Source organism: Paenibacillus sp. IITD108 (assembly GCF_036541265.1).
Taxonomy (GTDB): Bacteria; Bacillota; Bacilli; order Paenibacillales; family Paenibacillaceae; genus Pristimantibacillus.
Map to the genome: position 1 here is coordinate 202,732 of NZ_JAZHCT010000003.1, position 22,140 is coordinate 224,871.

The following is a 22,140-nucleotide window of genomic DNA, read 5'->3' on the forward strand; positions in this document are numbered from 1 at the left end:
ATATGCCTTATGATTGCGCGTTAGCTCCCGCAACAATCTCAGAAATTTCTTGCGTAATTGCAGCCTGACGTGCACGGTTGTACGTCAGAGTCAATTGGTTAATCATCTTCGTAGCATTTTTCGTTGCGCTTCCCATCGCTGTCATACGTGCCCCAAATTCACTTGCTTTGCCATCCAGCAAAGCGCTGTAAATTAAGGTTTCAGCATATTTAGGCAGAAGCACTTCAAGCACGCCCTCCGGTGACGGCTCATACTCGTAGGTGGAAACCGTAGTTCCCTCGCTTATTTCATCAAGTGGAAGCAAGCGCATATCAGTCGGAATTTGTGTCAATGCGTTAACGAATTTATTGTAGAACACATAAAGCTCGTCATAAGCGCCTTCAGAGAAGTTTTTAACCGCTGCGTGTGCAATATTTTTAATATCGCCGAATACCGGAGCATCAGGAAGGCCAGTAACCTCCTCAACGATCGGCATATTGCGGCGACGGAAATATTCACGGCCTTTGCGTCCGATAACGAATAGTACATATTCATCAGCAGATGCATGCTTCTCACGAATCGTTTGAGTTACTTTACGAAGAATGTTGGCATTGTAGCCTCCCGCCAAACCACGATCAGATGTAATGACAAGATAGCCTGTACGCTTAATCTGACGCTTCTCCAGCATCGGATGCTTAACGTCCTTGGTGCCAGCAGCAATGCTCGCTACCACTTCCTTCAGCTTTTCTGCGTACGGACGAGCTGCTTGTGCAGCCTCTTGCGATTTGCGCAGCTTGGATGCTGCAACCATTTCCATCGCTTTCGTGATTTGCTTCGTATTTTGTTTACTCTTAATTTCGCGCTTAATATCACGCATGCCTTTTGCCATTTGGTTTCACCCGCCTTTGTTGCCTAGATCACGATCCAGGCCTGGTAAGGGACCTGCACCCGGCTATGCAGCCAGGGCAGGTGAACTTATATCCCATCTATTGTTAAGCCGATACAGCAAAGCTTTTCTTAAACTTGTTAATTGCATCAACAAGTGCTTTCTCGTTGTCTGCAACCAATTCCTTAGTATCGCGGATTGATTGACCGATTTCTGGATGACTAGTATCCAAGAAATCATGGAATTCTTTCTCAAAGCGAAGGATGTCTTGAACTGGAATATCATCAAGATGGCCTTTAACAGCTGCGAAGATTGAAATAACTTGCTTCTCAACTGGCATCGGCATGTTAACGCCCTGCTTAAGAATTTCCATTGTACGCTCACCGCGGTTCAGACGAGCAAGTGTAGACTTGTCCAAATCAGAACCAAACTGGGAGAACGCTTGAAGCTCGCGATATGCCGCAAGGTCAAGACGAAGCGTACCGGCAACTTTTTTCATCGCTTTAATTTGTGCAGCACCACCAACGCGGGAAACAGAAATACCTACGTTAACCGCTGGACGTTGGCCGGAGTAGAACAAGTCTGACTCTAGGAAAATCTGTCCGTCAGTGATGGAAATAACGTTGGTAGGAATGTATGCCGAAACGTCAGATGCTTGTGTCTCGATAAATGGCAATGCCGTTAGCGATCCGCCGCCAAGCTCGTCATTAAGCTTAGCTGCACGCTCTAGCAAGCGGGAGTGCAAGTAGAATACGTCCCCTGGATAAGCCTCGCGGCCCGGTGGACGGCGCAGCAATAGCGAAAGCTCGCGGTATGCTGCAGCTTGTTTGGAAAGGTCATCATAGATAACAAGAACGTGTTCGCCCTTGTACATGAAGTACTCTCCCATCGAGCAGCCTGCATAAGGCGCCAAGAACAGCAACGGAGCCGGCTCTGATGCACCTGCAGTTACAACGATTGTGTAGTCAAGAGCACCGTGACGGCGCAATGTTTCAACTACGTTAGCTACAGTGGATTGCTTTTGTCCAACAGCTACATAGATACATTTTACGCCTGTGCCTTTTTGGTTGATAATTGCGTCAATCGCAATTGTAGTTTTACCTGTTTGACGGTCACCGATAATAAGCTCACGTTGTCCGCGGCCGATTGGTACCATCGAGTCAATGGCTTTAATACCTGTTTGCATTGGCTCATGAACCGATTTACGTGCAATTACGCCTGGAGCAGGAGATTCAATTGGACGAGTATGCTTCGTGTTAATTGGTCCTTTTCCATCAAGCGGTTGGCCAAGCGGGTTAACAACGCGGCCTAGCAATTCCTCACCAACAGGAACCTCCATGATACGGCCTGTGCGCTTAACTTGATCGCCTTCACGAATATCTGTGTAAGGACCAAGAATAACAACGCCCACGTTGCTTTCCTCAAGATTGAGTGCCATGCCCACAACACCATTAGCGAATTCGAGCAATTCTCCCTGCATCGCATTTTCAAGCCCGTGGACACGAGCGATTCCGTCACCGACATTAATAACAGTGCCGACCTCAACTACTTCAATTTCGGATTTATATTGTTCGATCTGCTGCTTAATCAGCGTGCTGATTTCATCAGGTCTGATACTCAATTCGTTCACCCCTATCTACCTTGCCTTAGATTTTTAAAGACTTTTGCAAACGCTCTAGCTTGCCGGACAAGCTTCCGTCGTACAGCCGATCTCCGATACGTACCTGTACGCCGCCTAGCAGCTCAGGAGCGGCAACCTGCGTTGCGATAATAGTTTTGCCTTCAATTTGTCCGAATTGTGCGGACAGACCCGCCAGCTCTTCGTCCGTCAGCGGCTTGGCGGAATATACAACTGCATGAGCCTGACCTAATGCTTCTCCTGCAATTTTAACAAATGCCTCATAAGTATCCGCAATTAGCGACTGGCGGCCGCGTGCAATAATAAGCTGCAGCGTATTAAGCACAAGCGCAGGGACCTGCGCGCCAAAAGTGCTTTCTACAAGCTCCGCCTTCTTCTCCAAAGCAACGTTTGGCGAAGACAATACTTTGACAGCATCCTCATTTTGATTTAATGTATCGACTACCAGCTTCAGACCAGCCTCGATTTCAGAAACATTGCCACCATTTGAAGCGAGCTCGAACAATGCTTTAGCGTAGCGCTTCGCTACGACTGCATCCCGGCTCATTTGCTCCCTACCTCTTTCAGGTACTGATTAACAATTTGCTCTTGAGACTTTTCATCCACTTGCTTCTCAATAATTTTGGAAGCGATTTGAACAGAAATCCCGCCAACTTCACTGCGAAGGGCAGCAATCGCATTGTTCTTTTCGCTTTCAATATCTTTAAGAGCATCGTCTTTCAGACGAGTAGCTTCTGCTTTCGCAGATTGTACAATATCTTCCGCTTGCTTCGAGCTTGTTGCTCGTGCTTGCTCAATAATTTCATAAGCTTCCTTACGAGCCTGTTGAAGCGCTTCTTTTTGCTCAGCCATTGCTTGCTCGGCTTGCTGACGGCTAGTATCCGCCGAATTCATCTGCTCGAGCACCAGCTGTCTGCGTTTTTCCATTACGCCGAACAAAGGACCAAACGCCCATTTATTCAATGCCCAATACAAAAACAAGAATGCAATGATCGCTATAATTGTTGATGTTGGTTCAAAATTCATAGCTGCCACTCCTTTCCTATCCATTAATAACGGCTAAATTGAAACTGTTTCCTGCCCTTAGACAGGCAAAACTTGCAATGAATACGACTTATTGCCTAGATACATGACGTATTCCTATTTATCTGACTTTCGCAAACAGGGCCGGAAACAACACGACGGCTCCTGTAATTTTCAATCATAAGAAAGGCGAAGAGGGCTAGGCCTTCCCCGCCGGTAAGCACACTATTATCTAAAGAACGCCAAGAAGCCGATAACAACGCCGATGATTGGAACAACCTCAACGATACCAGCACCGATAAACATAGTAGTTTGTAGAGCAGATTTTTGCTCTGGCTGACGAGCGATACCTTCAACTGTTTTACTTACGATCATACCGTTACCAATACCTGCGCCGATCGCGCCCAAACCTACTGCAATAGCTGCTGCCAATACTTCCATTTGAAAAATCCTCCTCGAAAGATCATTTTTATTTGTTAAATCTATTTAAGTTATCTTCCTCCAGCGGCATGCGCTGAATTGAAGTTCAAGCACTGTATTAATGCTCTTCGTCGCTAAGCGTAGCTTGCGAGATATAAACCATTGTTAGTACTGTAAATAGGAAAGCCTGAATTGCACCGATAAAGATACTGAAGCCCTGCCATGCAACAAGGAATGGAATCCCTGTCCAACCTAGCATTAGGATTGTTGCAATCAATACTTCACCCGCATAAATGTTAGCGAACAAACGCAGAGCAAGCGTAACCGGCTTTGCAATTGTTTCAATCAAGTTAACAGGGAAGAAGATCGGGTACGGCTTAAAGTAATGCTTCAAGTAATCTCTTCTGTTCAATCTCATACCTAGGAAGTGAACAAGCACGAAGACAATAAGCGCAAGTCCAGTAGTGACCGACAAGTCTGCTGTAGGCGACTTCCACCAAGCAAGATGCACTGCATTATCATGACTGCTCAAATATTCTTGAGTAATGCCTAGCCATGCAATCGGTTCTGTAACTGTCGTGTTGATAAGCAGAGGCAATCCTAGCAGGTTAGAGATGAAGATGAACATAATCAACGTCATTCCAAGAGCCAGGTATGGCCGAACCTTGTGTACAGGCATAGAACTCGCAATCGTTGAATGCATAAAGTCTACTGCCCACTCCAAAAAGTTCTGCATCTTGGAAGGGTTTTCGACTGACAAATTGCGAACACACAGCCTCGCTACTACTAGCGTAATGACAACGGAAACGAGAATGGGAATAATCGCCGCAATATCAAAAGTTAATCCAAGCCATTCCACTTTAGGAAAATCATGCATAAATCAATTTCACCCCTTTCCGTTGCTGTTCTCTTTCATAGTGTGTACTATAGCTACCGCTAACAAAACAAACGGCATAACCATGCTGCCACTAAGGGCTGCAGGCATATTAAGAGTTTCCGGATAACGATAGGCAATCATTGCTACCAGCAATACAGTCGCAATGCGATTGCCGAATCCGAGCCCTCTGCGCTTCGAGCCTTCTGTCGTGGCTGCTTCTGTTATCAATCCTACTCTGCGTTTCATCATAATCGCATTGAAGGAGCTTGCTGCAAGGCCAACCATTAGTCCTAGCATAATTGGTTTCCATTCGGGTATAATCGCCCACAAAATGAGACAAGCCGACATCAGATAAACCATAATTCGCAGCGCCGACTTCATCATTTTATCCATTGGAATCCTCCACAACCTTCTTCACAATCAAAATGGCGGAGATAAGTCCTACGGCAAGGCCAATGAGCAAGCCAATTATCGACCACTGTTTACCAGCCATTGATCCTATCCAATAGCCTAAAAAGATACAAAAAACGATATCAATTCCGAGTGCGCTTACCAAAGCGGCAGCTTTCCATGGATGGTCTTGTTTTTTTCCATCTTTCATAGCTTGTACCCCTGCCAATCCTCATATATTTTATCGAAGCGGCGCAAGGTTTGTCAATTGAAATAACTGCAAACATTTGCTGTGGAAAATGTACAAAATGCTTGATAGACAAGGCTCCGAATCGCAGTAAAACCGTACAGTAGCACTGTATGCTGTGCGTTGGCTGCGAATAATTCACAGTTACTTGAAACTATGAACGTTGTGTGAACGGATCCGGACGGTCCGCTCGTCTTCCAAAATGATGCAGCAATGCCTCTACTATGCGCTCTGAAGCCTTGCCATCACCATATGGATTGGCTGCCTGGCTCATACGGCTGTACAAGGCAGCATCTGTCAAAAGTGCAGTTGCGCGATTATACACATTTTCTTCATCGGTTCCGATCAGCTCAAGCGTTCCTGCTTCAATACCTTCCGGACGCTCTGTCGTATCGCGCATAACTAATGTCGGAACGCCAAAAGATGGCGCTTCCTCTTGCAAGCCGCCGGAATCCGTCATAATAAAGTAGGTATGCGGATAAAAGTTATGGAATTCAAATACATCAAGTGGCTCTATCAGCCTGATGCGCGGATGGCTGCCAAGAATTTCTTCTGCCGGCTCCCTTACTGCAGGGTTTGGATGAACGGCATATACGAAAACAACATCCTCGTGCTCGTCCGCAATGCGCTTTACAGCGCGGAATATGTTGCGATGCGGCTCACCAAGCGATTCTCTGCGATGAGCGGTCATCAGAATCATCCGTTTGCCCTTGGCCCAATCCAATATAGGATGCATAAAGGATTCGTCAACCGTATACTGGAATACATCTGCTGCCGTATTGCCTGTAATGTAAATCTGCTGCTCGGATTTATTTTCCTTCAGCAGATTGCCCGCCGACCAGTTGGTCGGGGCAAAATGAACATCAGACAATACGCCTGCCAGCTGACGATTCATTTCCTCTGGATAAGGGGAAAGTTTATTCCAGGTTCTTAAGCCTGCTTCTACGTGACCAACCTGGATTTTTTTCAAAAAGGCTGCATAGCTTGCCAGAAACGTTGTCTGTGTATCGCCATGCACCAGGACAATGTCAGGCTTAGCTTCTTCCAGTACGGGATCAAGGCCTTCGAGCACACGTACTGTCGTTTCCGTTAATGTCTGCCTTTGCTTCATGACATCCAGATCATAGTCAGGCGTAATCTCAAAAAAGTCCAGCACTTGATCAAGAATTTGCCTGTGCTGCGCCGTTACGCAAACAATAGATTCAATTTCATCATCTCGGCGCTGCAGCTCGAGCACTAGCGGCGCCATTTTGATTGCTTCGGGACGCGTACCGAAGATCGTCATTACTTTAAGTTTAGACATCATCTTCACTCCTAGCTATATATTGCCTATTTTTCCACTAATTCGTTCCAAACATACGGTCTCCGGCATCGCCAAGCCCCGGAATAATATAACCTTTTTCATCCAGCCTCTCATCCATAGCCGCAATATAAATATCCACGTCAGGATGGGCAGCTTGTACAGCAGCAACACCTTCCGGTGCAGCAATCAGACACATCAGCTTGATTTGGTCGCAGTCGCGATTTTTGAGAGAATTGATCGCAGCAATAGCAGATCCTCCTGTCGCTAGCATAGGATCGATCACGATCAGCAAGCGATTAGAAGCATCTGTAGGTAAATTAATATAATATTCAACTGGCTTTAATGTCTCATGATCTCGCGCAAGGCCAATATGCCCTACCTTTGCAGAAGGGATCAGCTTAAGAATACCGTCTACCATTCCAAGTCCGGCGCGTAGAATTGGAACTAAGCCAAGCATACGTCCTGATACAATTTTGGATTCTGTTTCAGCAACAGGTGTCTGAACCTTAATTGTATCGAGCGGTATCTCCCTCGTTAATTCGTATGCCATTAAAGTTGCAACCTCATCAACCAGCTCACGGAAATCTTTTGTATTCGTATCTTTGTTGCGAATAAACGTCAACTTGTGCTGAATTAACGGATGGTCGCAAATAACCAATTTGCCCATGGAGCGTAATTCCTCCTACATAAGTATCTTTTGTTAGTCATTCTTGTATGGTCACAATCCTATACATTATAGCACTCATAGACATGCGTTGCACCTTAATAAACAAAAAAAATGCCTGCACGGATAAACGGCTCCGCCGTCCTTCGCTTTAACGAAGGAGGCGCGTTTACCGATGAAATATAGGAACAGGTTGAAATCAATTTCTTAATAGGCAAAGTTAATTAAAAAATTGATTTATAGGTAAAACTTATACGTCCTATATTTTCAAAAATACAGGCATTTCATAAACATTTATTCGCTTTTTAATAACTTTTTAACGGCTTCTTAACGACTTTTTACAAGCAATTGAATCGCTTCCTGCACTACTTTATTGGTATCTCCGCCAGCGCTTTGCTCCTCCAATATACATTGCTGCAAATTTTCTGCTACGATCTGCGCAATTGCCTTATCGGATGCATTGCGTACGGCAGACAGCTGACTGACTACATCCTTGCACGATTTTCCTTCTTCCATCAGCCGCAAGACGCCTCTAACCTGGCCTTCAATACGCTTCAGCCTTGCTTTAAGTTCATTGGAATACTCATAGCTCATTAATGCTCCCGCCCCTCTGCAATCGCCATTTATTCTTTGTCCATATTATATAACAAACGTGAAGACTACAAGAAGCTAAACAATTTGGCAGCGAAAGACAAAGGCACGAATTTATGAAACCATTATGGGCAAATTAATAATCAGTTCATTTCCCAATAAGGAGACGCCATATGGATAATAATAATTGCAATACATCTTCGTTAAAAGATCATTTAGAAAAACAGCTGCTAGAGCTGTCTTCTTTGGCGAAGCACAATATAGAATTGTTAAGCAATGAAAACATATGCCTTGTCCAGCAGTTTGAAGGTATGAAAAACGTTATGGTAGATATTATTACTACCGCGGCATCCTATTATTTAAAATGCTACTTAACACCTTATACGACCAAATACGAGGATTTGACCATATGCATTTCAAATCTGTCCAAACGCAAGCATGGCGCGCTAATCGTTGTGGAGCGTAAAGATATGCTCGACTCTATGCTCCAATCCAATATTCCTATTGGCGGCACGATATCCCATGCCTTGCTGGAGTCCATATTTTACCCGGGCAATCCGCTGCATGACGGGGCAGTTTTAATCCGCTCCGAAACCGTTGTGTCTGCTGCCAATGTTCTTCCACTATCCAGTATTAACGTAACAGACAGAAAATTAGGGACGAGACATCGTGCGGCAATCGGGCTAACGGAACAATCGGACGCTATTGTTCTGGTCGTTTCTGAAGAAACGGGCCAAGCTTCATTCGCAATTGACGGAGTCCTGCACCCTATTAATGTGACCGTTAAATAAAAAGATTAACATTGCCTTGCGATGCGTCGCCCAAATATGCGCCGACTCCGCCATACTCGATATCATCCAGCAGCTCTTCCTTCTGCAGCCCGAGCAAATCCATCGTCATCGTGCATGCAACAAGGCGTACTCCCTGCTCTTTTGCCAGCTCGATCAGCTGAGGCAAAGTAAGCACATTATGCTTCTTCATAACATGCTTGATCATTTTCGGGCCCGCGCCGGCAAAATTCATTTTCGACAATCCCAGCTTATTCGCGCCTTTTGGCATCATCCAGCCGAAGGCTTTTTCTAGCAACCCTTTTTTAACTGCGACAGACTCTGACTTTCTCAGTGTGTTCAGTCCCCAGAACGTAAAGAAAATAGTAACCTCTTGCTCATATGCCGCTGCCCCGTTTGCGATAATAAAAGCGGCAATCGCTTTGTCCAGCTCACCGCTGAACAATACAATCGTTGTTTTTTCTTGCTTCTCCATTCGCAACATTCACTCCTTATATGAATAGTGTTATGCACCATTTGATCAAATTATCGAAATTTACAGAGGTTGTTGGTTAGTATCGACGAACGACCGACGACACATGACTGCTCATACGACACGGCTACTTATACCACACGGTTGAATACCCATACGACACGACCACTCATACCACATGGCCAGTTACCTATACCCCTATAAGTATATAAATATGATATGCCAGTTGACCCCGAATGTCAATGGACGCTGATGCTGCCAAAAAAGAACAGTGTACAGCTCCAAGTTTGTGCAAGCCGGAACGTGCTATTTTTATAACGAAGCTGGCAAGACTATCCATTCATTGTGGATGATGCAACAAGCCATAGAAGAGGTGGCTCCGCGATCAAATTTGGGCTTACGACCGCTATTGTATGCTAATTTTTCTGCACCTATTTAGCGCCTATTTGGCACCTATTTGGCACCTATTTGGTACCTATTTGGTACCTAATCGGCACCTATAAAACTGCAATGGTTAAAATTTGCCTACTAAGGCGGACAATACCGCTTCTCCAGTCCCAATCTTACTCTCCGTTACCCTTTTTCTTATGCTTACCAAATATGTTGCTCACACTAAATGGATATGGTCACACATTCCGTTATACAGCTCCAAATGGGGCAATTTCTGCGATTTATGGAGCAATAACGGAACGTCTGTCACATTGCCGTCTCAAAACTACCATTCTGGACGTAATAACGGAACGACCGACCATCTAGCGAAGTTGGTGGCACCAACCGATTCTGTATGGTTTTTCATATACAATCGTGGTTTTCGAGGTATTCCAGCGTAATGTGTATGAAATTTCATATACAATTAGCCATTTTGAGGATGCGCTGGACGATTCTGTATGAAATTTCATATAGTTTGTCTACAACCTGTTGGTATGCAGCTGTATGTGGCGGCGGAAGTGAGGATACGACAAAGTGAGGATGTGGCAGCAGTGGTCATGCGAATTAAAACTGCAACACAACTGTGTAAAGGAACGTGTACGAAGTGATCTTCAGCGGCAATGCTAGGCCACGAAAATAAAGCAGCCCCACGAATGCATCATGAGACTGCCGAGTCGCGCTATTCTTTTACACCGCCCGCAGTTAATCCTTCCACCATAAAGCGCTGCAGAAACATAAACAAAATCAACAGCGGCAGCGTCGCTACAATGGCTGCTGCAGAGGCGCCTGCCCAATCATAGGTAAACTCCCCAAGATAGGATAAAGACAACCCTGGGCTGATCGTACGCTTATCCAGATCGCTTACAAGCGTCAAGCCGAACAAGAAATCATCCCACGCAATCAAGAAGGTATAAATAGCAATGGCTACAATCCCTGGCAGAGACAAAGGAACGATAATGCCAAATAGAGTGCGGAATTTCGAAGCGCCATCTATTTGTGCAGCCTCATCCAGTTCCTTGGATATGCCATCGAAAAATGTTTTCATCAGCATCACGCTAAATGGAAGAGCGGTCGTTGAAGCTGCCAGCACCAAGACAAACAGCGTATTAAGCAGCTGCATTTCCCGGAACTGAGCGTACATGCCGATGACAAGCGTAACCGCAGGAAACATTTGCGTCGACAAAAAGATTAGCATAACGACGCCGCTTCCCCTAAATTTATAGCGAGACAGCGCAAATCCCGATAATACGGCAACGATAATACAAAGAAGCGTCGCTCCTACTGCAACAACCAGCGTGTTGGAATAATACGTCAGAAACTGACTGTTCGACAGCACGGCTTTGTAGCTTGAAAGATCAATATTTATCGGAAGCCATTTCGGCGGCATTTGCATCAGATTGGCGTTGCTTTGGAGGGAAGTATTTAATATCCAGTAAACAGGAAACATCAGCAGTATGATCATAAGCGATAATCCGGTATAGACAATTCCCTTGTGCAGTAATTTATTAGTCGATGTCAATGAGTTCCCTCCTTACCTGCTCGTATCCCTATTCATTAATTTTGTAAAAATCATAGAAAAGCTGAACAATATAATCAGCCAAATAACCCCTATGGCAGAGCCTTTGCCCAGGTCATAGCGCTCAAATGAAATTTCGTAGGTTAAAATAGCGAGCGATTTCGTTGCATTGGCAGGACCGCCGCCCGTGAGTGTATAAAACAGCGTGAACATTTGAAAATTTTGCACGATCATCATTAAAGTAACACTTGTAATTACTGGCTTAAGCAACGGTATAGTAATACTCGTCAAAATGCGGAAAGGACCAGCTCCGTCAATTTTCGCTGCTTCGTATAAGCTTCTTGATATATTTTGCATACCGGCCAGAAGCATGACGCCGACAAGCGGTGTTTGCCTAAATACCGCTACCACAATAATTGCCCATAAAGCAAAGTCGAAGCTTCCGAGCCAAGTGATGTTTTTGCTTATAACGCCAAGAGAAGTAAGCATATAGTTCAAAATTCCGAAATCCGGCTGATAGATCCACATAAAAATAAGTGCGGTCACAATCGTTGGAATTGCCCACGGAATCATAACAAGGCTTCGAAAAAAGGATTTAAATTTAATATTCTGATTTAACAACAACGCCATCACCAGCCCTAGCAGCAGATCCGCACTGACGGCAATAAAAACATACAGAAGCGTAATTCTGAAGGAATGGTAAAAATCTGGAGAAGTTAATATACTGGTATAATTCGCAAAATCATTCCACGAATGCTCACGCTTGAGCAGTGAGTAATCCTGAAAACTAATCCCTATCGCATTAATTAGCGGTCCGACTATCGTAATCGCCAGCAATACAATGGCAGGGAGCATCAGGAATACTAAAAATCCGAAATTTTTAGCTTTTATCTTAGAAAGCTGTGGCATTTGAATCCGCTCCTTTTGCCTTTTAAAAAGTGAAGCCCGAAATCCAGCCTTCAGAATTCGGACTCCCTTCATTTCAATTGAATCATATTATTCTGCGTACAATTCTTTAATTTTCGGCATAACCTGCCCAATCGCGCTCTCTGGTGTTTGTCCGCCTTCCGTAACGAGAATAATCATATCCGATGCGGTTTTCATGGCATTGTCAAATACCGGGTTTTTAGCAGGGAACGGGCTTGCTGTTTCCATTTGCTTATTGAAAATCGTTGCATAATCATCATCATTCATCTCTGGCAGTGCAGCAATCGACTTTCTTGCAGACATTACGCCGTTCATATTGTGATAAGTAGTCATCGCTTCCTTTGATACAAGGAATTCAATAAATTTGGCAGCTGCCTCTTGCTTCTTGCTTCCTTTGGCAATAAGCAGCTGATGCTCGGAGAACACTGTCTCGCTTCTGCCTGTCGCTCCAGGAGGAACAACCGTTACACCCCACTCCGCATCGAAAGCCTCGCCCTTGCCGCTCGTATCACGGAAAATTTGACGGCCTACATCGCTGTCAATATGGAAGCCTAGCGTACCAGCAATAAACATGCCTCTTAGATCCTTAATCTCAACACCCTTAGGCGCTACGCCTGCTTGAACCAGCTCTTGAATATTCGCAAGCGCATTTTTCAAAGCGTCGCCTTGGTCAAATACAACTTTATTCTGGTCGTCTATAAACTGGCCGCCGTAAGTCAAAACATCACGAAACAGCATATTTCCACTATAGGAGTGGGACGCAGTATTAATTCCCAAGCCATACACCGGATTGCCGCTTTCATTTTTCTTCAGCTCAGCAATCTTCTTGGCCATAGTAATCAGTTCATCCCATGTCGCCGGCGGAGTTTCCGGATCTAAGCCTGCCGATTTGAACAGACTCTTATTCCAGAACAATGCGTTCGGATGCGGCGCCCATGGATAAGCCATTATTTTGCCATCATAGGTTACGCCTTGCTTGCTGCCATCTACTATATCGTTTAGCAAATCTGCGTCGAGCATGCCATCCAGAGGAGCTGCAATATCAGCACCTACGAATGCAGCGGAGAAATTCTGATTAGCCATCATTACATCAGGAGGATTGCCTCCCGAGGAACTGATAAGCACTTGATCTTTAAACTGGTTAAAAGGGATGCCTAAGGATTTTACTTTAATATCCGGATTTGCCGCTTCGAAATCAGCAACCATTTTCTCATAGGCAGCCTTGGTCGCATCCTCTACCGAAATCCAATTGGCAAAAGTAATTTCTATTTGTTTATTCCCATTATAATTGGCTGCTTTGGTAGCCTGCGGTTTATTTTCTCCTACAGAACCTCCGCCGCCGCTGCCGCAAGCAGCTGTCAGAGCAACCATAGAAGCCAGCGCCGCGGAGATAAAGCTTTTTCTAAACCCCTTCATTACGTTCATCCTCTCTTTTTTTCACTTCGTTTCTAAGTAGATTATAATCAAACCCTAACGGGCTTTTTTTTCTTTTATTCTGATATTTTGTTCTATTATTCTGATCAAAACCACTAAAGACAAGTATTCTACAAGGATAAACAGGCTCCGCCATCCTTCGCTTGAACGAAGGAGGCGCGTTTACCGATGAAATACAGGAACAGGTATAAGATGAAAACTTATACCTTCCTACATATTAAAAAAGCAGCGCCGCTGCAAGACTTACAAGCGGCGCTGCTCTCGCTATTCCTAAACCCTATTCCGTCAAAGATTGCGCAACAATAACCATATCCGCCAAATCAATTTTCCCATCACGATTAATATCGGCTGCTTTGATGGACTGCCAATCTGGGCTGTTGCTGTTCTTGCCATAGTTGGCGGCAATCAGTGCAAGATCGCCAATGCTGATTTTATCATCGCCATTTACATCACCAATCATGCCTGTATCTGTCTCTGTATCCACTGTAATTTCATACGAAACCGTCTCTGCCTCATATTCCGCGCCCTGCGCATCTCCGAAAACGGCACTTGCAATTTGGATTTGAGCCGTTTCCGCTGTCTCGACAGGCTTAGCCCGGAAGGACAGCTCTAGCATATTGGGCTGGTCGCTGCTAATGGCATTGGCCAGCCCCTCGCTTACCGCAATTATACGCAGCACGCCCGATGGTTCAGATTTCTCGCTCACCACTTGCAAGCCGGGTATTAAAATGTCCGCACCCGCATACTCCAACAGATTGGAATCATAATGTACGAGCAGATCTTGCGCGGTCAGCAACGACTGCACCTGCTCAATGCCGTACTGAAGCACAAAATTGCTCCCGGACTTAACCGCGGAAGGACCGGCAAGCACAGCCTGCAGCCGGCTTGCCTCCTGCACTCCTGGAACGGATATGGCTGCTTCGTCTACCAAGTATGAGCCATTTGTTCCATTGGTAGGCACTTGCAGCCGCAGTTGACTAATCGGGTTTTTACTTGGCCCAAGTTGACCTATGCCAACTTGCATACCATCTAAAAGCACAATATAGCTGGATGAATCGAAGTCTACAATCGCCTCCAGCTGCTGCCATTGATTGCTTTCATAGGGTACTGGCGTATTAACAAAGCTGCCATTATTTGTATAACTGACCGTTCCCAGATCGTTAAGGCTTAATTTCAATACTTCATTGCCCGCTGTGTCAAGATAATGAATGCCTAACGGCATCGTCTTCTGCGCCGCTTTAAACTTAGCGGATAGCTTAACTGCATCAGATTGCTGGGAGAATGACCATATGCTTCGGTTGACTGTACTGGACTTGGACAGCTTGAGCACCTTGTTGTCGCCATCCGTCACTACCGATGGCGGTGTGTTGCCGCTTACAATCCAGCCATTTGGCGCCGATCCTGCTGCAGTGTCTTCAAAATTCTCAATTGACACGATATCCCAATTGCTTGTAATCAATTGAATATAAACTTGCGAACGAATAAGCACCTCATTTTCTGCATTAGAAACAGTAACCTCCAGCGGATATACGCCAAACGGTTTATTCGTTTTATTAATTATATCCAATGTAATTGTCTTCGTTTCATTCGGCAGCAGCGTGCTAATCGCTTGCGCAGATGGAACAGCCTCAATTTCTGATGGCACAGATACGAATAAAGTGAGACCGTTATAGCTGCTGACACACGGATTGCTTACTGTGGCTGTTACACGAGCCTTTCCATTACCTGTATCATTAGGGTCATAATCAAGCTTTAAACTAGGCATGCACCCTTCCTCTGGAGTTGCGAGCACGCCATCTCCCTCATAAGCACCTATATTAGGCGCATCAATAGCTGACACTGCATTTCCATAATAATCGCGACCGCCATTGTCCCCAATAAGAACACCTGTCCCGATTGCTAGAGAGCCTACACCAAGACGATACCCCCTTGTATCCAAATGACCGGGGTTCATCAACAGCGGATCGGCTGTTATCGAGTTCGTTGCCCAGCCCGGTATGGAAGAAATATTGTAAAACAAATTGTGATCCATGCTAAGCGCCGTTGAGTTTAAATCCCAGCCTACATTTCCGCGTCCTTCTTTATAGACGATATTATTAAAAAATTGAGTATTTTGAATCGCTGCTCCATTTTGGGCATACACTTTTGGAGATAAACCGTCACCGATATACATCGTATTGTTGTAAATTTTGCCGTTTACGATTTTACCGCCGCAGCCTTGCATAAATAGCTGTGCCCGATCATTGACCGAAACGTTATAGCGGATGATAAAGTTTTTAGTGTTCGCGGAGCTGTCGGGGCAGAAGAGGAAAAATCCGCCTTCGTTATTATGAGAGAGGTTGTACTGGAAGATTATATTGTTGGTTGCATGATCAATATCAAAGGCCATGCCGTCGAGCGTGCTTATCCCGCCTGATACTCGATTGAACTGGAATGTAATATCATCCGAGTTCGCTGTCCACATGCCGGCATTATAGGATTTGGAACGTACATTAAAGCCATCGAGCGTATTATGTTCTACGAGTCCGCCAACCGTCATCTTCGGGACGATGCCGTCACCTCCGATGTCGGAAAGCTGGTTGCCGCTAACATAGACATTCGTATTGGGGTACCATTGTGCGGAGCAATCCGTGCCCCAACGGCTCAATTCCGGCCTTTTGCACCAGTTTGACCAGAAATAGATTCCTTGACGATCAACAGAATACACTTCATTATCTAAAATCTGAATATCATGAAACGCCGTAGGAACGGACGTTCCTTGGGATTCAATAATAATACCGCCAGATGCGTTGCCGAACTTCCCTGAGCTTGAGGCAGCTCCACCCCCTGTAGTCGAAGGCATCTGGCCTCTTACATCATGCACCGTAAGATTCTGAAGTACAACGCCGTACAAATCGCCGGCATTCTCGCCTAGCACATAAACGCCGCGACGCGGCGTACGGTTGTCGCCCGGCGCCGTAAGCTCAAGCTCGCTCATTTGGACATATGCCATATTTTTAAGCAAAACTGCATTCGTTTGCCCATTTGCATTGATGATTGGCTTTGCTGTCCCTGTACCGTATGCGCTGATAATAATCGGCTCGTTCTCTGTTCCTGAGCCCGATGGGGTAAATTGTCCCAAGCAGGTCGTTCCGCGCTTAAACAATATCGCCTCCCCTGGCTGCAGCTGCACAGCATTAATTTCACTTAAGCTTGAAAATGGCGTTTGCTGGCTTCCATCACCCTGACCAGAAAATGAACAATCCACATAGTAAGCGCTTCCACTATGTACCGCAGCATTATCTTCCTCACCGCCGCCCTCCTCAAACGCGAAAGCCTGACCTGCCGCACCAAACGCCAGGATTGAGCTGATTAGCCAAACAACCGCCTTTCTAAACATTTTTCTGTTCATAATTAACGCTCCTTTCTCACTATTTTGTATTTCAAAATCTATTATAAAAAATATGGAAAATGCTTTTTTTCTTTTATTCTGATCTTTTGTTCAAATATTATGTTTTTTCCAAAAAAGAGAAACTTCTCTCCCGGTCAGGTAACATTTTAATAGCGAAGACGCCAAGGAAGGCCTTGGCGTCTTCGGTCATTGCATTTTGAAAAATTTCTCAATTATGCGCAATAATCGCTGCATACTACTCATTTTTTATTTTTTTTAAACTCCAATGGCGACATGCCCATCGTTTTTTTGAAAACTTTCGTAAAATGGCTGGAATTTGTATAGCCTACCTTTTCAGCTAGCTCCCCGATATTGCACTGATTGGTCACGATAAGCTCTCTAGCCTTGTCCAAGCGGATTTGGGTCAAGTAATCATTGAAATTGACACCCATCTCCTTTTTGAACAATCCGGACAAATAGGTTTTGTTCAAATGAACAATCGAAGCAGCCTCCTGCAGCGACACATTGCCCATATAGTTCTGTTCAACGTATTGGCAAACCTCGGTAATAGCCGGACTTCTCTTGTTCTTATTGACAACGCTCATAAAGTCGTTTACCTGGTCAAGCAGCCAGGCTTTGCAATCCTGAAAGGTGGCCGCCTGATCAATACCTACAAATCGGACATTTTCTACAGGCGCAGCAGATAAAGACTGAAGCTTTCGTCTCATCATGTATGCAATTTCTAAAAACACCGACTTCACATCAGTTGCGAGCAAATGCTTTTTCTCTTCAATCGCCCTTACCAGACGAAACAATTCTTCTTGAAACTCATCATAATAGTCGATTTCCAGCAGTTGGGCAGCCTTCTCATAAAGTGTGCGGCCCTTCTCCTCATGCGTTCTGCTTTGAATATCAAAAATAATATCCTGATAACAGACGATTACTTGCCTGCCGTAAAACAAATTTTGTCCTAGTGCTTGCCCTGCTTCCTTCCAGCGCTGATTCAATTCAGTAATATTCCCGTATATTTCACTAATGCCGATAGCGGCATGCAGCTTTAAATAGCTCCATAGGTTGACAGAGATGCGATTAGCAAAATGAAGCATGCGCTCACGAATCGATTTGCTGCCCGTATTCGGAATATTGATCGTCACAGCAAACAATCCGGTATCCATCGGACATGAGTTGCCTATTCCGAGCTCAGCCTCCAGCGTTTCCTCTACAACGTTGACTACTGCCAGTTCCAGCAGCTCGCGGCTTTTAAATTGCGCAGCCTTTTGTTCGAATTCCGCAGCCTCAAAGCCAACAGCCAGCACGACAGGATATTTCATTTCGAGCTTTAGTTGAAGAAATTCTTTTTTATGCAAAAAATTCACTATCGCCTTTTCTTCGCCTCGAATTAGCTCCTTCAAATATACGTTGCGCAGCGCCTGCTGGTTTTCATTAATCGCCTTGCGCATATTTTTCAGCTCATCGCCTATTCGCTGTTCATTGCTTATATCATTGCTGATACGCTTCAGCGCTTCGTTCAGCTCGTCTACCGTAATTTCAGCCTTTAACAAATAGTTGCTCGCTCCCAGCCTCATGCCTTCCGAGGCATAATGAAATTCCTCATAGGCGCTCAAAATCAGAAAGCGGACGTGGGGTTTATTGCTCTTCAATTGCTGAATCAGCTGCAGCCCATCCATTAAAGGCATTCGGATATCTGTAATTACTAAGTCAACCGGATGCTCCATGCAATATTCATAGGCTTCTCTGCCATTGGCAAAGGTGCCTTTCAGCTCTGCCGGAAACTCCGTTTTCTCAAGCATAAGCTGAAGCCAATTAAGCATCTGAAGTTCATCATCCACCAATACAACCTTCATCGCGGCTTCAGCTCCTTTTCACTGCGAAATGCAGGGAAGTTTATCGTTGCCTTTGTATATTTATCCTCAATCCGCTCTAAATACAATTCGCCTTCATGGCCAAAATGCATATCGAGGCGATGGCGAATATTTTGAAGCCCTGTGCCTGTACCATGGTTGGGATTACGATCTTCGCCCCTATGATTAAAGCCGATCCCGTTATCAATAATTTCAATGACAATGCGGTCATTTTCCTTATAGCCCTTAATCCATATCTTTCCTGTTTCCTTCAAAGGCTCTATGCCATGGAACAGCGCGTTTTCTACAACGGGCTGCAAAAGCATATTCAAGGCCCGATAATGCAAAATTTCTTCCTCCAGCTCCCACTTCACCTCGAACGAATCCTTAAGTCTTGCCCGTTGAATCGTCAAGTAATGCCGCAAATGATCCATTTCCTCTTGAATATAAACAAACTCGCTTTTTTGGGAAAGTGTTTTGCGCAATAGCTTAACCAAGGAAACAATAACAGAATCAGCCTGTTGGCTGTCGCCGGTCACGACCATATAACGGATCGAGGCTAAAGTGTTGAACAGAAAATGCGTATTGATCTGAGACTTTAAGGCCTCTAGCTCCGCACGTCTTTTTTGCTCCTGCTGATTGAACAATTCCTTGTGCAGCTGCTCTATCCGGCTCACCATATGATTAAAACGGAAGGCCAGAAACCCGATCTCATCCTTAGAAACAATGTCGGAGCGGATCGACAAGTCTCCTTTTTCCACCTTGTTCATATCTACGTAGAGCGATCGTATCGGGACAGACAGCCGCCTTGAAATAATATATGAAAGGAACAGCCCCAAACAAATAATGATAATAAAGATAAACCAATTGTTCCTTTGAACCTGATTGATTTTTTCAAACAATTTGTCATACGGTGAAAAGAGGATCAAGTTCCAATCCGTTTTCGACATATGATAATAATTCGCCAGCTGCTTGCGGCCATCAATCTGCGTCGATTCAAAGTGCTGCTGCTCGTCATTTTCATCCGGATAGTACGAGCGGTCCGCTATATTTGCACCTAATAAACTCTTGTTGCTAGCAGTTAAAATATTTCCTGCTGCATCCGTCAGCATAATTGCTTCATAATCCTCTATTGAGCTTTTGATCTGATTATAGATAAAGGATTCCTTTACGCTAATAATCAATAGTCCGATATTTTTGCCGCTCTCATAGTCCTTTAGCATTCGCGCAACCGCAATACTATGCTCCTCGCCAATTGCAGAAGCCAGCTCCGGTGAAGTATTGCGCATCAAATAAACGGCTCCGTCCTGCTGCTCCACTTCCTTATACCAGGGCTGACTGGCAAGCTTGGACAAGCCTACCTGGCCTTCATAGATCGAGTGCATTTCCAACCCGTTAAAACCAAAAATAGAGACGTGATAATCCAGCCAAGTAAAAGCGTATTTGTAGTTGACGATCATGCGGTATACAAATTCCTTTTTCAGCTTCTGCTCATACGAGCCGCTAGCCGTAGGTGACATAAGCAGCGTTCTGAGCTCGGAGCTGCCAAAATAAATATTGGACAGTGATACGATATTATCGATCATTATATCAAGCTTCTCCGTTACAACCGCCAGATTGCGCATTTTGGACAAGCTGATCTGTTCCTCCATATTTTTTTTGGACAAATAAAGAGAAATATAACCAAAAAATAAAAGTGACAGCACGGTTATACCTATAAAGGAAATTAATATTTTATGCTGGATGCTGCTGGATGAAACGATGAATTTACGAAAAATGCCCGTTCCCGCTTTTCGCTTCATAGAATATGGCTCAACACATTTTGCACAGGGCGGCCGGTAATGAGCTGCTCGCCATCCGTATAGCCTTCCTCCCTGCCAACCAATTCATCGATGACACGTTTGCGCCAAAGCGATACTTCGTCTCTGCAGACGGCGTCGTTCACAAGATTATATAATTCCTGAGGGTCCTGCTCCAGATTAAAATATTGCTCCTCGCCTGTCTGCGAATACCAAATGTACTTGCGCTTCCCATCCGTTGCAAATTGATAGGAAAGCTCTCCGTGCGCATGCTCCCCGTGAATATAGGAGCGCCATTGCGGCTGGGGCTGCCCTTGGGCCAGCGGAATAAGGCTTGACCCATCCACGCTTTGCGGAATAGCAATTCCTGCAGCGTCAAGCAGCGTCGGCATAATATCTCGAAGCTCGACAACCTGATCTACTTGCTGCCCCTGTCCAAGGTCAAGCAGCCCAGACGGATCGCTCAATATGAGCGGAATCTTCGCACTGCCCTCGTAGGCAAGGCGCTTCTGGAAAAGATAATGATCGCCCATTAAATCACCGTGATCTGATGTGAATAAAATAATCGTATTGTCGCTTACTCCAAACTCGTACAACGCATTAAGGAGTCTGCCTATTTGATTATCGATATGGGTAATCAAGGCATAATACGCCGCCAAGGCATCCTTGCGCATGCGATCATGGACAATTCCTTTGCCAGTAGTCGGATTTAAGCCGTCTCTTGCGCGGTCCTCCGTATCTGCCCAATCGCCTATCGGCGGCTCTGGCAAATCCATATTTTTATATAAATCAAAAAAAGCTTGCGGCGGATCAAGCGGCGAATGTGGACGAACGAAGGAGGTCCACAGGAAGAAAGGCTTGCTCGGATCTCTTCTTCTTAAAAAATCAATCGATTTTGTAACCGCCCAGTTGGTCGGATGATATTTCTCCTCCAAATGCCATGGCCGGGCGACAACCGAAGCATTGCAGTCCAAGCCATGATCCATAATATCCTGGTCATAGCCGGCTCTTTCCCGCAGCCAAGGCAAATAATCGTCCGTATAATCCCACCATTCAAGCGCGGAAGCAGCTGCACGATTGCGATTGTAGTGCATATAACCGTCATGAAGCTCGATATTGTGAAAGCCGCATAAATTCCTTGTCGGGTACACATGCATTTTTCCAATACACTGCGTATGATACCCTGCCATTGCGAATTCCCCCGGCATCGTATGCTCATATTTCCATGGCACCCTATCCTGATAACCTACACGCCCATGATTTTTCGGACTCATCCCTGTAATAATTGAGGCTCTTGCCGGCACACAGGATGGCGTAGCTGTATAAGCATGTTTAAACAACACCCCGTTGCGAGCCAAATTATCTAAGTTTGGAGTTTGAATAACGGGATGCTTCAAATAGTGAAGACAGTCAAAACGCATTTGATCAACAGTAATAAATAGTATATTAGGCTTCATGCAAACGCCTCCATTTGTAATTTTATTCCATGCGTCAAGGGCATATCTTTATTATAATTGATTTTGC

Annotated in this window: 20 protein-coding genes; 1 reads left to right on the plus strand and 19 read right to left on the minus strand. The window is 45.0% G+C overall.

What is annotated here, in order from left to right:
- Nucleotides 1-7: 7 nt before the first annotated feature.
- The 11 genes from atpG to V1L65_RS04035 form a co-directional block, all read right to left on the minus strand.
- The gene (gene atpG, locus V1L65_RS03985) at nt 8-868 is read right to left on the minus strand and encodes an ATP synthase F1 subunit gamma (RefSeq protein WP_331697773.1); all 861 of its coding nucleotides are present in this window, start codon (nt 866-868) and stop codon (nt 8-10) included.
- A gap of 103 nt (nt 869-971) precedes the next feature.
- Entirely contained in the window at nt 972-2,486 is a 1,515-nt protein-coding gene (gene atpA, locus V1L65_RS03990; protein ID WP_331697774.1) for a F0F1 ATP synthase subunit alpha, read from the minus strand.
- 25 nt (nt 2,487-2,511) lie between these two features.
- Nucleotides 2,512-3,051 (minus strand): F0F1 ATP synthase subunit delta, encoded by a 540-nt coding sequence (locus V1L65_RS03995; RefSeq protein ID WP_331697775.1) that lies wholly within the window; start codon nt 3,049-3,051, stop codon nt 2,512-2,514.
- Nucleotides 3,048-3,530 carry a F0F1 ATP synthase subunit B gene (gene atpF / locus V1L65_RS04000; RefSeq protein WP_331697776.1) on the minus strand — a complete coding sequence of 161 codons (483 nt, stop codon included), beginning with the start codon at nt 3,528-3,530 and terminating at the stop codon, nt 3,048-3,050. Before atpF ends, V1L65_RS03995 begins: the two co-directional genes overlap by 4 nt.
- Nucleotides 3,531-3,755: 225 nt before the next feature.
- Entirely contained in the window at nt 3,756-3,968 is a 213-nt protein-coding gene (gene atpE / locus V1L65_RS04005) for a F0F1 ATP synthase subunit C (protein ID WP_068686092.1), read from the minus strand.
- A 97-nt stretch (nt 3,969-4,065) separates the two neighbouring features.
- A complete protein-coding gene (gene atpB / locus V1L65_RS04010) occupies nt 4,066-4,824 on the minus strand; it encodes a F0F1 ATP synthase subunit A (RefSeq protein WP_331697777.1) in 759 nt (252 codons plus the stop codon).
- 9 nt (nt 4,825-4,833) lie between these two features.
- Entirely contained in the window at nt 4,834-5,217 is a 384-nt protein-coding gene (locus V1L65_RS04015; protein WP_331697778.1) for an ATP synthase subunit I, read from the minus strand.
- Complete coding sequence (locus V1L65_RS04020) at nt 5,210-5,425, minus strand: AtpZ/AtpI family protein (protein WP_331697779.1); 216 nt, start codon at nt 5,423-5,425, stop codon at nt 5,210-5,212. Before V1L65_RS04020 ends, V1L65_RS04015 begins: the two co-directional genes overlap by 8 nt.
- A gap of 190 nt (nt 5,426-5,615) precedes the next feature.
- Nucleotides 5,616-6,764, minus strand: coding sequence for a non-hydrolyzing UDP-N-acetylglucosamine 2-epimerase (wecB, locus tag V1L65_RS04025; RefSeq protein ID WP_331697857.1), 1,149 nt, complete (start codon nt 6,762-6,764; stop codon nt 5,616-5,618).
- Between the two features lie 37 nt (nt 6,765-6,801).
- Entirely contained in the window at nt 6,802-7,431 is a 630-nt protein-coding gene (upp, locus tag V1L65_RS04030; protein ID WP_331697780.1) for a uracil phosphoribosyltransferase, read from the minus strand.
- Nucleotides 7,432-7,755: 324 nt separating this feature from the next.
- Nucleotides 7,756-8,022, minus strand: coding sequence for a metal-sensitive transcriptional regulator (locus V1L65_RS04035; RefSeq protein ID WP_331697781.1), 267 nt, complete (start codon nt 8,020-8,022; stop codon nt 7,756-7,758).
- A gap of 170 nt (nt 8,023-8,192) precedes the next feature.
- Here V1L65_RS04035 and cdaS point away from each other — a divergent pair, with 170 nt between their 5' ends.
- The gene (gene cdaS, locus V1L65_RS04040; RefSeq protein WP_331697782.1) at nt 8,193-8,810 is read left to right on the plus strand and encodes a sporulation-specific diadenylate cyclase CdaS; all 618 of its coding nucleotides are present in this window, start codon (nt 8,193-8,195) and stop codon (nt 8,808-8,810) included.
- Here cdaS and V1L65_RS04045 read toward each other — a convergent pair.
- The 8 genes from V1L65_RS04045 to V1L65_RS04080 form a co-directional block, all read right to left on the minus strand.
- Nucleotides 8,803-9,282: a DsrE/DsrF/DrsH-like family protein gene (locus V1L65_RS04045; RefSeq protein ID WP_331697783.1), complete on the minus strand. Its 480-nt coding sequence runs from the start codon at nt 9,280-9,282 to the stop codon at nt 8,803-8,805. The genes cdaS and V1L65_RS04045 overlap by 8 nt on opposite strands.
- 1,105 nt (nt 9,283-10,387) lie before the next feature.
- A complete protein-coding gene (locus V1L65_RS04050; RefSeq protein ID WP_331697784.1) occupies nt 10,388-11,227 on the minus strand; it encodes a carbohydrate ABC transporter permease in 840 nt (279 codons plus the stop codon).
- Nucleotides 11,228-11,239: 12 nt separating this feature from the next.
- On the minus strand, nt 11,240-12,133 hold the full coding sequence (locus V1L65_RS04055; RefSeq protein WP_331697786.1) for a carbohydrate ABC transporter permease: 894 nt from the start codon (nt 12,131-12,133) through the stop codon (nt 11,240-11,242).
- 87 nt (nt 12,134-12,220) lie between these two features.
- Complete coding sequence (locus V1L65_RS04060) at nt 12,221-13,567, minus strand: extracellular solute-binding protein (RefSeq protein ID WP_331697787.1); 1,347 nt, start codon at nt 13,565-13,567, stop codon at nt 12,221-12,223.
- A gap of 295 nt (nt 13,568-13,862) precedes the next feature.
- The gene (locus V1L65_RS04065; protein ID WP_331697788.1) at nt 13,863-16,976 is read right to left on the minus strand and encodes a cohesin domain-containing protein; all 3,114 of its coding nucleotides are present in this window, start codon (nt 16,974-16,976) and stop codon (nt 13,863-13,865) included.
- A 239-nt stretch (nt 16,977-17,215) separates the two neighbouring features.
- Entirely contained in the window at nt 17,216-18,820 is a 1,605-nt protein-coding gene (locus V1L65_RS04070; RefSeq protein WP_331697789.1) for a response regulator, read from the minus strand.
- On the minus strand, nt 18,817-20,619 hold the full coding sequence (locus V1L65_RS04075; RefSeq protein ID WP_331697790.1) for a cache domain-containing sensor histidine kinase: 1,803 nt from the start codon (nt 20,617-20,619) through the stop codon (nt 18,817-18,819). The genes V1L65_RS04070 and V1L65_RS04075 overlap by 4 nt, the downstream gene beginning before the upstream one ends.
- On the minus strand, nt 20,616-22,073 hold the full coding sequence (locus tag V1L65_RS04080; protein ID WP_331697792.1) for an arylsulfatase: 1,458 nt from the start codon (nt 22,071-22,073) through the stop codon (nt 20,616-20,618). The genes V1L65_RS04075 and V1L65_RS04080 overlap by 4 nt, the downstream gene beginning before the upstream one ends.
- Nucleotides 22,074-22,140: the final 67 nt, after the last annotated feature.